The organism is Brevundimonas diminuta ATCC 11568 (genome assembly GCF_000204035.1).
GTDB classification, from domain to species: Bacteria; Pseudomonadota; Alphaproteobacteria; order Caulobacterales; family Caulobacteraceae; genus Brevundimonas; species Brevundimonas diminuta.
Window position 1 is genome coordinate 611,567 of sequence record NZ_GL883086.1, and the last position, 12,218, is coordinate 623,784.

The 12,218-nt window shown below is 67.1% G+C and carries 10 protein-coding genes and 1 tRNA gene; 6 read left to right on the forward strand and 5 right to left on the reverse strand.

Translation table 11 applies throughout. The annotated features are described in order from the left end of the window. The coding region (locus BDIM_RS06745; RefSeq protein WP_040345318.1) for an NAD(P)H-hydrate dehydratase at positions 1-690 on the forward strand (690 nt) is incomplete at its 5' end. Positions 691-997: 307 nt separating this feature from the next. Here BDIM_RS06745 and BDIM_RS06755 read toward each other — a convergent pair. Beyond that, a tRNA-Leu gene (locus tag BDIM_RS06755) sits at positions 998-1,082 on the reverse strand. Positions 1,083-1,226: 144 nt separating this feature from the next. After that, the gene (locus BDIM_RS06760) at positions 1,227-2,885 is read right to left on the reverse strand and encodes an amino acid permease (protein WP_003164820.1); all 1,659 of its coding nucleotides are present in this window, start codon (positions 2,883-2,885) and stop codon (positions 1,227-1,229) included. Positions 2,886-3,040: 155 nt separating this feature from the next. On the opposite strand from BDIM_RS06760, the gene hrpB reads away from it, so the two are divergent. Further along, a complete protein-coding gene (gene hrpB / locus BDIM_RS06765) occupies positions 3,041-5,476 on the forward strand; it encodes an ATP-dependent helicase HrpB (protein WP_003164821.1) in 2,436 nt (811 codons plus the stop codon). A gap of 66 nt (positions 5,477-5,542) precedes the next feature. Beyond that, complete coding sequence (locus BDIM_RS06770; RefSeq protein WP_003164822.1) at positions 5,543-6,832, forward strand: MFS transporter; 1,290 nt, start codon at positions 5,543-5,545, stop codon at positions 6,830-6,832. Here BDIM_RS06770 and BDIM_RS06775 read toward each other — a convergent pair. The 3 genes from BDIM_RS06775 to BDIM_RS06785 are packed head-to-tail and all read right to left on the reverse strand — an operon-like array spanning position 6,829 to position 9,990. Next, positions 6,829-7,641: a TrmH family RNA methyltransferase gene (locus BDIM_RS06775; RefSeq protein ID WP_040346648.1), complete on the reverse strand. Its 813-nt coding sequence runs from the start codon at positions 7,639-7,641 to the stop codon at positions 6,829-6,831. The two genes, BDIM_RS06770 and BDIM_RS06775, sit on opposite strands and share 4 nt — an antisense overlap. After that, positions 7,641-8,552 carry an RsmD family RNA methyltransferase gene (locus tag BDIM_RS06780; RefSeq protein WP_003164824.1) on the reverse strand — a complete coding sequence of 304 codons (912 nt, stop codon included), beginning with the start codon at positions 8,550-8,552 and terminating at the stop codon, positions 7,641-7,643. Before BDIM_RS06780 ends, BDIM_RS06775 begins: the two co-directional genes overlap by 1 nt. A gap of 16 nt (positions 8,553-8,568) precedes the next feature. Beyond that, complete coding sequence (locus tag BDIM_RS06785; RefSeq protein ID WP_050796643.1) at positions 8,569-9,990, reverse strand: glycosyltransferase family 2 protein; 1,422 nt, start codon at positions 9,988-9,990, stop codon at positions 8,569-8,571. A gap of 124 nt (positions 9,991-10,114) precedes the next feature. Here BDIM_RS06785 and BDIM_RS06790 point away from each other — a divergent pair, with 124 nt between their 5' ends. The 3 genes from BDIM_RS06790 to BDIM_RS06800 form a co-directional block, all read left to right on the forward strand. Next, positions 10,115-10,747 carry a TetR/AcrR family transcriptional regulator gene (locus BDIM_RS06790; RefSeq protein ID WP_003164826.1) on the forward strand — a complete coding sequence of 211 codons (633 nt, stop codon included), beginning with the start codon at positions 10,115-10,117 and terminating at the stop codon, positions 10,745-10,747. Beyond that, positions 10,744-11,538: an ABC transporter substrate-binding protein gene (locus tag BDIM_RS06795; protein WP_003164827.1), complete on the forward strand. Its 795-nt coding sequence runs from the start codon at positions 10,744-10,746 to the stop codon at positions 11,536-11,538. Before BDIM_RS06790 ends, BDIM_RS06795 begins: the two co-directional genes overlap by 4 nt. After that, positions 11,535-12,218, forward strand: a 684-nt coding sequence (locus BDIM_RS06800) for a FecCD family ABC transporter permease (protein WP_040346649.1), incomplete at its 3' end; no start/stop codon positions are given. The genes BDIM_RS06795 and BDIM_RS06800, both read left to right, overlap by 4 nt.

A 12,218-nucleotide genomic window follows, 5' to 3' on the forward strand; every position in this document is an offset into this window, starting at 1 on the left:
CGGGCCGGGCTGCGAGGCGGCGCTGGGCTGGTGAAGGTCTTCTGCCCGCCGGACGCCGCCGTGGTTCTGGCGCCCAGCCTGGAGGCTGTGATGCTGGCCGCCTTCACCGGGGCGGAGCAGCTTCAGGCCCTGGCGGAGCCGATGGACGCCGTCGTCATGGGGCCTGCGGCGGGATTGACCGACGCCACGGCGCACAACCTGATGGCTCTGGCGCGGACGGGGGCGGCCCTGATCGTGGATGCGGACGCCCTGACCCTGTTTCAGGGCCGACCTCAGGAGCTGTTCGCCCTGTTGGATCGCGACGACGTTCTGACCCCGCATGAGGGAGAGTTTGAACGCCTGTTCCCGGGGCTTTTGGCCGCGGCGGGACGTGAGGCGGCGGCGATGGAGGCCGCGCGTCGCGCAGGGGCCGTCGTGGTGCTGAAAGGGGCCGCAACCGTCATTGCGGCCCACGACGGGCGCTGCACGGTCAGCACGCATGGCTCTCCCTGGTTGGCGACGGCAGGCAGCGGCGATGTTTTGGCAGGCCTGATCGGCGCCCTTGTCGCCCAGCATATGGACAGCTTCGACGCCGCCTGCGCGGCGGCGTGGATGCATGGCGATGCGGCGCGGCGTTTCGGGCCTGGGTTGATCTCCGAGGACTTGCCGGACTTGATCCCGGTCGTCTTGCGCGGATTGACTGAAACCTGAGCGACAGGGCCGGAGCGCGCGTTCTAGCTGGACAATAGCCAGCACCGCCTGCATGACATTGGTATGCGAAAATGGCGGTCTTCAAAGCTCAAGGCGCTAGGGCTGATCGCCCTGGTCATCGCGTCGCCGCTAGCTGCGGCTATTGCGGCCTTTGCGTTTTCGAATTGGCATGCGGGCGTTTTCGGCGGCGCCTTCGCCGTCGCGGGGCTGACGACAGGATTTCTGATGCGCCTGCCGCGCGTCCAGGCGGCGCTGCGTCTTCTTCTGCCTCAGCCGGTTGAGTGAGGCGTCGTTTTCAGAAAGACCTTGGTGCGGATGAGAGGACTCGAACCTCCACGCCTCGCGGCGCCAGAACCTAAATCTGGTGCGTCTACCAGTTCCGCCACATCCGCATAGGTTCGCTTGAGGCTGTAGGCGAGGGCGGTGATTTGGGCAATCCCGTCTGGATATGAAAAAGGCTCCGGATCGCTCCGGAGCCTTCTCATTATCGGGTCTGCCGCGCTTCGCGCTGCTTTAGGCCGAAGGACTGACCGTGATCAGTCCTTCTTGTTGTCGACGCCGTGGCCGAGAGCCTCGACCGCCGATTCCAGGGTCGTGTCCTCGGTGATGTCGATGCCCTTGGCCAGCTTCGAATGGGCGAAGCCGTACAGGCCGTAGATCAGGGCGCCGACCAGGGCGTAGACGCCCAGGATGGTCAGCGGCAGCGGATTGTCGTTCAGAGCGTGCGTCACCATCGGGATGAAGTTGAACGACGCCAGGGTCAGACAGGCCAGGATGCCCAGAACGGCCGTGACCATGCCGCCCGGCACCTTGAACGGACGCTCCATCTCCGGGTGCTTGATACGCAGGACGATGACCGACAGGCAGACGATGGCGAAGGCCGTCGCCGTGCCCAGCGACACCAGGTCGCCCAGGATCGAGATGGGCAGGAAGGACGCCGCAATGGCGATGACGATGCCCAGCAGGATGGTCCCGATCCACGGGGTGCGGAACTTCGGGTGCACCAGGGCGAACGCCTTGGGCAGCAAGCCGTCGCGCGCCATGGTGTAGAAGATGCGCGTCTGGCCATAGCACAGCACCAGCATGACCGAGGATAGGCCGGTGATGGCGCCGATCTTGATCAGGAAGGCGATCAGGTTCAGTTGCCCGCTCGGCGCGCCGGCCAGCGGCACATTGGCCCATTCCAGGCCCATGCGGTCGATGGCGACGGCGATCGGCGCCGGCGAGGCCAGCTCCAGGTAGGGGACGACGCCAGTCATGACGGCGGCCACGACCATGTAGATCAGGGTGCAGACGAACAGGGCGCCCAGGATGCCGATCGGCACGTCCTTCGACGGGTTCTTGGCTTCGGCGGCGGCGGTCGAAACCGCTTCAAAGCCGACGTAGGCGAAGAAGATGATCGAGGCGCCGCGGAAGATGCCGCCGACGCCGAACTGGTCCCAGCTCTCGCCCTGCGGCGGGATGAAGGGATCCCAGTTGGCCGGGTTGATGTACTGCAGACCCACGGCGATGAAGGTCAGCAGGACGATGATCTTGATGACGACGATGGCGTTGTTGATGTTCGCCGATTCCGACACGCCCAGCACCAGCAGGCCGCACACGGCGGCGATGCCGACGGCCGCGACCAGATTGAAGGTGCCCGTCAGCGGGAAGCCTGCATTGTCGCCCGAGGCGACGTACTGGATCAGAGGGGTGGCCCACTGAGGCCCTTCGCCGCCGGGATAGGTTATTGTCGGGAACAGACTAGCGCTTAGGCCGAAGTCATTCAGGATCGACACGACGTAGCCGGACCAGCCGACCGCCACGGTCGAGGCCGCGACGCCGTATTCCAGGACCAGAAGCCAACCCATGACCCAGGCGAAAACCTCGCCCAGGGTGCCGTAGGCGTAGGTGTAGGCCGAACCCGACACCGGCATGGTCGACGCCAGTTCGGCGTAGCACAGGCCCGCCAAGGCGCAGGCGATGCCGGCGATGACGAAGGAGAACATGATGGCCGGACCGGCGTGCGCCGAGGCCACCTGACCCGTCAGAACGAAGATGCCGGCGCCGATGATGGCGCCGATGCCCAGGCTCATCAGATTCAGCGGGCCGAGAGTCCGCTTCAGCTCGCTCTTGGCGGCTTCCTTCTGAATCTGGGCGATGGATTTTTTAAGAAATAGCCGGTTTCCGGCAGGCTTTACGCCGTCTGCAGACATGCAGGTGCGCCCCCAACTTATGCGACGACCCCTCCCGGGTCGCCTTCTTGGGCGGGGACGCTAGCCATCTGAACGCTCAGGCGCAACGCGGTTTACGAAGGATGACGCGTCGACGACGCTTTCGTGAACCCCGTCGAAGGCGCTACAGGCCGGTGATGTTGCCGATTCACGCCGTTCTTGAGCCGCTGAAGGCGGCCCTGGCCCAGACCCACGCCGTCGTCCTGGCCGCCCCGCCGGGCGCGGGCAAGACCACGGTCGTGCCCTTGGCCTTGCTGGATCAGCCGTGGCTAGGCGAAGGCAAGGTCTTGGTGCTGGAGCCGCGACGACTGGCCGCGCGCGCCGCAGCCGACCGCATGGCCGCCTCTCTGGGTCAGAAGGCCGGCGAAACCGTCGGATATCGTACCCGCCTGCAGAGTCGGATCGGCTCGGAAACCCGAATCGAGGTGGTCACCGAGGGCGTCTTCACGCGGATGATTCTCGACGACCCTGCGCTGGAAGGCGTGGGCGCCGTTCTGTTCGACGAATTCCACGAACGCAGCCTGGATGCCGACCTGGGCCTAGCCTTGGCGCGCGAGAGCCAGTCGGTGTTGCGCGACGACCTGCGCCTGCTGGTCATGTCGGCCACCCTGGACATCGTGGGCGTGTCGCGCCTGCTGGACGACGCGCCCGTCATCGAGGCCGAAGGGCGGATGTTCCCGGTCGAGACCCGCTACCTGGGCCGAAACCCGGTCGAGCGGCTCGAGGACGCCATGGCCAAGGCCGTAGTCCAGGCCTTGCACGATGAGACCGGCTCCATCCTGGCGTTCCTGCCGGGGCAGGGCGAAATCCACCGGGTCGTTCAACGGCTGAACGATCGTCTGCGCGATCCGACCGTCGATGTCGTCGCCCTATATGGCGCACTGGACAAGGGTGAGCAGGACCGCGCCATCGAGCCTGCGGCGCCCGGCCGCCGCAAGGTGGTGCTGGCGACCTCGGTGGCCGAGACGAGTTTGACCATTGAGGGCGTGCGCGTGGTCATCGACGGGGGTCTGTCGCGCGTGCCGCGATTCGATCCGTCCAGCGGCCTGACGCGGCTGGCTACGGTCAAGGTCAGCAAGTCCTCGGCTGAGCAGCGCCGGGGCCGCGCGGGCCGGGTCGAACCCGGCGTTTGCTATCGCCTGTGGGACCAGGAGCAGACGCGCGGCCTGGTCGCCCACCAGCGGCCCGAGATCCAAGAGGCGGACCTCACCGCCTTCGCCCTCGATCTGGCGCGGTGGGGTGCGAAGTCGGTCGAAGGGCTGGCCCTGCTGGACCCGCCGCCTGCCGGGGCCATGGCCGAGGCGCGCAAGGTGCTGGCCCGGCTGGGCGCGTTGGACGGCAAGGGCGATCTGACGCCGCACGGACGGCGGTTGACCCGCATTCCGCTGGCGCCGCGGCTGGCGCATATGGTCGCGGTCGCCTCGGATCAGGGCGACGCTCTAGGCGGGGGGAAGATCGCAGCCGTGCTCAGCGAACCGGGGCTGGGCGGGAACGGCGTCGATCTGCACGATCGCCTGAAGGGGTTTGAGCGAGATCGCTCGCCGCGCGGCCGCGATGCGATGAAGCTGGCCGAACGCTGGGCGCGGGCGGCAGGCGGCGGTCGAGACGGAGAGGCGGATGCAGGTCTGCTGCTGGCCGAAGCCTTCCCTGAACGCATCGCGCGCGCCAAGGGCAAGCCGGGCGAGGTGCTGCTGGCCTCGGGGCGCGGCGCCTTCATCGAGCCGACGGACCATCTGGCCCGCGAACCTTGGCTGGCCGTGGCTGAGCTGGGAGGCGGCGACGCCCGCGACCGCATCCGTCTGGCGGCGGGGCTGGACGCCTCGACGCTCGAAAGCGATCTGGCGCATCTGATCGAGGTCGAGGACAGGCTGGCGCGCGAGCCTTCGGGCAAGCCGGTGATCCGCCGTATCCGTCGCATCGGCGCCCTTGTGTTGGATGAAAAGGTCGTCGGCGCGCCGGACCGAGCGGCCATGACGGCGGCGCTGAAATCGGAGATCGAGGCCGGGGGCCTGGGCGCGCTGAAATGGGGCGAGCAGGCAGGGGCGCTTCGGGCGCGCCTGGCCTTCCTGCGTGGGCTGGACGAGGCTTGGCCCGACGTGTCGGATGAAGGCTTGCTGGCGGCGCGAGAGGACTGGCTGTGGCCGTTGCTGGATGGGGCGCGGTCGCTGGCCGACATCGGCGACGGCAGGCTGGCCGAGGCTTTGCGCGGCCTGATCCCTTGGGACTTGCAGCGCAGGTTGGACGAGCTGGCGCCGACGCGCCTGACCACGCCGCTCGGCAGCGCGGGCGTCGACTATGCCGCCGAGGGCGGGCCGCGCGTCGAAATCCGCGTGCAGGAACTGTTCGGGGTGAAGACCCATCCGACGGTGGGCGGCGGCCGCATCCCTCTGACGCTTAGCCTGCTGTCGCCCGCACGAAGGCCGGTGCAGGTGACGAAGGACTTGCCGGGATTCTGGTCTGGTTCATGGGCTGCGGTCCGCAGCGAGATGCGGGGCCGCTATCCGCGCCACCCCTGGCCGGAAGACCCGGCCAATGCGGCGCCGACCAATCGGGCCAAGCCGCGCGGAACCTGATCCTGTCCGCTTGACGCCTGACAGCGGCGCGCCGCAAAGATCGTGCGTCAACCGTAAGGATTTCGCGTGACCGACGCCGCCGTTTCACCGCCTTCCGCCTCCAAGCGGCGCGTTCTGTTCGCCAGCCTGATCGGCACGACGATCGAGTTCTACGACTTCTACATCTACGCCACGGCGGCGGTGCTGGTTTTTCCAGACCTGTTCTTCCCCGGCGGGGACCGGATGACGGCCATGCTGGCCTCGTTCGCGACCTTCTCAATCGCCTTTTTCGCGCGGCCGATCGGAGCGGTCGTCTTCGGCCACTTCGGCGACCGAGTGGGTCGTAAGGCGACCCTGGTGGCGGCGCTGATGACCATGGGCCTGTCGACCATCGCCATCGGCTTGTTGCCGACCTGGCATTCGGTCGGGGTGATCGCGCCCCTGTTGCTGGCCCTTTGCCGGTTCGGCCAGGGACTGGGGCTGGGCGGCGAGTGGGGCGGGGCGGTGCTGTTGGCGACCGAGAACGCCCCGCCGGGCAAGAAGGCCTGGTTCGGCATGTTCCCGCAGCTGGGCGCGCCGATCGGCTTCATCCTGTCGACCTTGTCCTTCATCATCCTCAGCCAGGTGATGAGCGAGAGCCAGTTTATGGCCTGGGGGTGGCGCGTTCCCTTCATCGCCAGCGCCCTGCTGGTCGTCGTCGGGCTGTGGATGCGGCTGAAGATCACCGAAACGCCCGAGTTCAAACGCGCCATCGACCGCGCCGAACGGGTCCAGGCGCCCGCACTGACGCTTGTGACGCACCACAAGTTCGCCCTGCTGACCGGAACCCTGGCGGGGCTGGCGACCTTCGTCCTGTTCTATCTGATGACGGTCTTCGCCCTGGGCTGGGGCACGACCAGCATGGGCTACACGCGCGAGCAGTTCCTGCCGATCCAGTTGCTGGGCGTCTGCTTCTTCGGCCTGTTCATTCCGTTGGCGGCCTTGGCGGCGGACAAATGGGGGCAGGGGCGGACCCTGCTCGTGACCACCGTCGCCATCTCCCTGTTCGGTCTGATCCTGGCGCCCTTGTTCGGCGGCGGGGGCATGGTAGGCGTTGTCGCCTTCTTCATCATCGGCTTCAGCCTGATGGGCTGCACCTACGGCCCGTTGGGCGCGGCTCTGGCGCGGCCGTTCCCGACGAGCCTGCGCTATACGGGCGCGTCCATGACCTTCAATCTGGCGGGCATCCTCGGCGCCTCGCTGGCGCCCTTTGCCGCGACCTGGTTGGCGGGTCACTACGGCCTTCACGCCGTCGGCGCCTATCTGACGGTGGCGGCCGTGCTGACGGTTCTGGCCCTGATCGGCATGGGTCGCATCAAGACCGAAGGCGAGGCCTAGAGGCTGGAGCCGTAGGCCGCGTCCGTCACGGCATAGACCATGACACCCGTCGCGACGGCCAGGTTCAGGCTGTCGGCGCGGCCGCGCATGGGAATCTTGACGTTCAAGTCGCAGGCGGCGGCCAGTTCATCAGTCAGACCCGCCTGTTCATTGCCCATCATGATGATGGCGGGATGGCGCACAGGGCTGTCGCGATAGCCGTGCGTCGCGTCCAGGCGGGTGCCGATCACGCTGCCCGGCCATTGGGCGCGCCAGGCCAGGAACTCTTCGCGCGAGGCCTTGCTGATGGTCACGGCGAAGACCGAGCCCATGGTCGCGCGCACCGCCTCGACCGAGAAGGGATCGACGCAGTCGCCGATCAGGATGACCCCGCCGCACCCGGCCGAGTCCGCGGTGCGGATGATGGTGCCCAGATTGCCCGGATCGCGCACCTGCTCCAGCGCCACCCAGCAGGGCTTGGCGTCAGGCTGGATGGCGTCCAGCGGGGTATAGACCTGTTCGAACACGCCCAGCACCGTCTGCGGATTGTCGCGACGGCTGATCTTTTCGAGGATGGCGTGGGTGACGACGATGATCTGGCCGCCGGCCTTCAGCGTTTCGGCCTTGGCGCGGTCCAGCAACGGATGCGGGCGGGCGTCCTGGCCGACCAGCAGCATGACCGGCGCGCGGCCCTGATCCAGCGCTTCACCGATGAACTTCAGCCCTTCGGCCAGGAAGCGGCTGGTCGCCTCGCGCTCCTTGCGCATGTGCAGGGCGCGTACGGCCTTGATCGTGTCATTGGTCAGAGAGGTGATGAGGCGTTCGGTCATCAGGCGCGACCCCCGTCGTTGCTCCATCGGGCGAAGAAGCTGAGGCCGATGGCGCGGGCGTTCTTGCCGTCTTCGGACAGGGCCAACTCGCCCCAGCCGATACGGCCGCCGCGATCATGGGTCGCCTCGGCCATCATGTGCGCCAGCGACAGGCCGGAAATCCGCGCGGCATAGGCGTTCAGCAACAGGAAGGAGGCGTCGTCTGACAGCAGGGCGGCGCAGTCTTTCAGCAGCCCCGGCATGTCCTCGAACAGGCGCCAGACCTCGCCGTTGGCGCCGCGGCCGTATTTCGGCGGGTCCAGGATGATGCCGTCATACTTGCTGCCGCGACGGACTTCACGCGCCACGAATTTGCGGGCGTCCTCGACGATCCAGCGGATCGGGCGGTCGGCCAGGCCTGACAGTTCGGCGTTCTCCCGGGCGTAGGCGACCGACTTCTTGGAGGCGTCGACGTGGGTGACGTGGGCGCCCGCCGCCGAACAGGCCAGGCTGGCCACGCCGGTGTAGCCGAACAGGTTCAGGATCTTGGGTTGCTGCAGGGTGCGGACGCGGGCGTCCAGCCATTCCCAGTTGGCCGCCTGCTCGGGGAAGAAGGCCAGATGGCGGAACGGGGTGAACCGTCCCATGAAACGCACGTCGCGCCATTGCAGAGGGAAGGCGTCGATCGGGCCGTGGGCGTCGAAGCGCCAGCGGCCGGAATCCTCTTCCTCCTGTTGCGGGTCGAACATGGCGTTGGCACGCTCGAAGGCGTTCTCGTCATGCGCCTTCCAGAAGCACTGCGGCTCGGGCCGTACGACGGTGTAGCGACCGTAGCGCTCGAGCTTGCGGCCGTCGCCGCTGTCCAGAAGGGCGTAGTCCGACCACCCACGCGTGACGAGGGTTTCGGGCGAGGATGAGAGAACCGGAGCCATGCGCGCTGATAGGCGCTCAGGCGGCCGCTCGTCCAGCGTCAGCACCGTCGATCATGGCGATATCAGGTTCGGGTTCAGCCTGATGCGGGGTCTTGTCCCAGTGATGCGGTTCAAAGATCAGTCGGATCACGGCATGGGCGAACGCCAGGCTGAGCAGGCACCAGTAGGCGAGGGACGCCAGCATGTCGCCCAGGCCATAGGAACCGCCTGCCTGTCGGACGCCCCGGTGCTTCAGCAGCCAGGCGGCGATGACGCCGGAGACCAGAACGATGCTGCCCAGCGGCGAAAAGTGAGGAAGGCGCCCGGCGACGATAGAGGTTAGGGCCAGACTGAACATCCAGGCGGCGCAGACGGCGTGAATAGCGGCTGACGCCACTCCGGCGCCGACGGTGGCGGCCAGCGCCGTCCAACCTCGCCAGCCCATCCCCTCACTGTAACGCGTATGGACCGCCAGGGTTTGCAGATACCCCTTCAGCCAGCGTGTGCGTTGGGGCAGCCACAGCGGCAAGGGGCCGGGCGGCGGTTCGTAGGTCGGCTTCTGGATGACGCCGAGCCGATAGCCGGCGCGCCAGATGCGAAAGCCCAGATCGGCGTCCTCGGTGACGTTCCAGGCGTCCCAGCCTCCCAGCGCCCGCAAGACGGGCACGCGGAAGTGGTTGCTGGTTCCGCCGAGAGGAAAGGGCAGGGCCAGACGACTCATGGCCGGTAGGGTGACCTCAAACAGGGCGGCGTATTCGGCCGCGAACTGTCGGTCGAGAAAGGGGCTGGCGCTGGCCTTGTTCCTGCAGCGGATGCGTAACGGCGCCTGAAGGCAGGCCAGGCTGTCGCCTTCATGGATGAAGCGCGTCGCGGCCTCGCGCAGTTGCAGCGGGTCGGGATCGTCTTCTGCATCATAGATGGTGACCAGGTCGCCGCTACAGCGCGCCAGAGCGTAGTTCAGGGCGCGGGGCTTGGTCTTGGGCGCGCCGGGCGGTACGATCAACACCTGAAGCCAGTCAGGTCTGGGCAGGTCCAATGCAGCCTTGATCGTCGCGACGTCATCCGTCTCAAGCGCGAGAAAGCCTTCGAGACGATCGCTCGGATAGTCGATGTCGGTCAGCCGCTCGATCAGTTGCGGCAGGACGGCCGTCTCCTGATACAAGGCCGCCACAACGGTGTAGCGAGGCCATGAACATGACGGGTCCGCGCAAATTTGCGGCGTGTCAGACAAGGGCTGGACACGGCTGTTCCAGAGCAGGAACACCCTCCATGCGGCCAAGCTCATGAAGCCGATCTGCAAGCTCAGAAGTACGACCGACCCCGACAGCGGGGCCATGGCCGTGGCGCCCAAAACGCCGGTGAGAATGAGGGTGAGACCCAGCGTCTGACGGGTTGTCAGCGTGGTCCGCGCAGACTTCAGAGCATCGTCGTCCGCCTGGGCGGTCGTTCCCCTTCGCATCGTCGCCCTCCTGCCCAGAGACCGACGTTATACTGACATTTCTGTAAAGCAATATATTTGGCCGGAGCCGACTTTTGCGGTTATCACTGGCCACACACGGGAGTTCAGCTTGGGGAGCATTCGAGTGTCGCTCGCATCTGCCGCATCGTCGCGTTCGACACGAAAACCCAAGGGTGAAGGGCACGAGCGCCGTGCAGAAATCCTGGCGGCGGCGGAAGGTATCTTCGTCGAGCGCGGCTATGAAGGCGCCACCATTCGCAAGATCGCGGATGAGGTGGGCCTGTCGTCGACCGCCCTCTATATGCACTTCGCGGACAAGGGCGAGATCCTCAACGAGATCTGTCGCAACGCCTTCGACACCCTGGCCGAGCAACACCGACGGACTTTGGCGGAGGATGCGCCTCCCTTGGCGCGGCTGCGGCGGATCGTCGAGAACTATATGGCGTTCGGATTCGCCAATCCCAACGCCTATCGCTTGGCTTATCTGACTCCGCAGGTCCATACGCGCCACGGCGCCGAGACCGTGGCGCAACAGAGCGGGGCCGACCTGTTCCGCGCCTTTGTCAGCGTGGTCGAGGAGGCTGTCGATCAGGGCGCGCTGCGAGGCGATCCGCGCACGCTGGCGCAAGTCATCTGGGCCAGCGCCCATGGGCTGGTCTCGATCATGACGACCAAGCCTTATTTCGATTGGGCGGATCGTGAGACCTTGGTCCGCACCCAGATGGACGCCTTGTTCGCGGGATTGACCGCCTCGTGAAGGTCGCGATCGCGGCCGTCGTTTCGGTGATGGCGTGTTGGAGCAGCGTCGCGGCGGCCGAGCCCTTGCGGGTCATGGCGCTGGATCAGTGCGCCGATCAGTTTGTCCTCGCCCTTGCCCCTGACGCTGAGCTGGGTCTGTCTCCGAGAGCGGATGATCCCGATTCCTGGCTGCGCGCTGACGTCCAGGGCCATCGGCGAGTGCGGCCGACGTTCGAGGCCGCTGTCGGCTTTCGACCCGATGTGGCGGTGCGCTACTGGGGCGGCGACGCCCGCCTTCTGGCCGCTTTGGAGCGCGATGGCGTCCGCACGGTTACGATATCCGACGCCACGGACATGGATGGGGTTCGCGCCAACATTCATGCCGTAGCTCAGGCTCTCGGCCGCCCTGAGCGAGGCAAGGCTTTGGTGCAGCGCATGGGGGCGCAGTTGGCCAAGGCCGAAAGCGCAGGCCGAGGGCGCAAGGCCGTCTATGTCACGGCCAGCGGCTTCACTTCCGGGCCGGGCTCCTTGATGGACGCTGTCCTGCGCGCGGCTGGGTTTCGCAATGCAGTTGAACGGCCGGGCTATCAACCTCTGGGTCTGGAAAGGGTGCTTCTGACGCCGCCCGCCCTGTACGTGAAGGGCTTCTTCGACCTGGCGCGTTCGGATTGGCGCGGAGCGGGGCGGCATCCGGTGATGCAGCGCGCCATGCGAGGGCGGACGGCGGCTGAACTGCCTGGTGCGACGCTGACGTGCCCGGCCTGGTTCGCAGCTGACGCCGCCGCGCAGTTGGCCGAGCAGGCGTCATGAGCAAGACTTCGACGCTGAATATCGGCCTGGCGACGGCGATCGCGTTGGCGATCGCACTGGCGGTGACGCTGGGCGAGACCCGTTTCAACACCGCCGATTATATGATGGCCTTGGGCGCTCCGGGCTCCGGACCTGGCGAGGTGCTCTGGCTCGTGCGCGCCCCCCGAGCGGTCTGCGCCCTGTTCGTCGGCGCAGCTCTGGGGCTGGCGGGGGCGGTGATGCAGGGGCTGTTGCGCAACCCGCTGGCCGAACCGGGCGTGCTGGGCGTGTCCGCGACTGCGGCCCTGGCCGCCGCGACGGCCATCGTGCTGGGTCTAGCGGCGATCCCCGGCGCGGTGGAAGTTTCGGCTCTGTTCGGCGCGACGGTCGGCGGCGGGCTGTTGATCGCCCTGGCCGCACGGGTGCGGACGCCCGAGGCGCTGATCCTGTTCGGCGTGGCTCTGTCCAGTTTCGCGGGCGCGTTGACCGCCTTGATCTTCAACCTGTCGCCGTCGCCGATCGCTTCGGCGGAGGTGATGAACTGGCTGATGGGCTCGGTCGAGAACCGTAGCTGGATTGATGTCGCCTGGGTGGCGCACGCCGTGCTGATCGCCGGCCTGCTGGCGCGAGGTGCGTCGCCAGGCCTGCGGATGCTGACCCTGGGCGAGGAGGCGGCGCGGGCGTCCGGCCTGTCAATGGGG

Coding starts and splice junctions, on each gene's coding strand:
- BDIM_RS06760 (WP_003164820.1), bottom strand. CDS start 2,885: ATGTCTGCAGACGGCGTAAAGCCTGCCGGAAACCGGCTATTTCTTAAA.
- hrpB (WP_003164821.1), top strand. CDS start 3,041: ATGTTGCCGATTCACGCCGTTCTTGAGCCGCTGAAGGCGGCCCTGGCC.
- BDIM_RS06775 (WP_040346648.1), bottom strand. CDS start 7,641: ATGACCGAACGCCTCATCACCTCTCTGACCAATGACACGATCAAGGCC.
- BDIM_RS06780 (WP_003164824.1), bottom strand. CDS start 8,552: ATGGCTCCGGTTCTCTCATCCTCGCCCGAAACCCTCGTCACGCGTGGG.
- BDIM_RS06785 (WP_050796643.1), bottom strand. CDS start 9,990: ATGCGAAGGGGAACGACCGCCCAGGCGGACGACGATGCTCTGAAGTCT.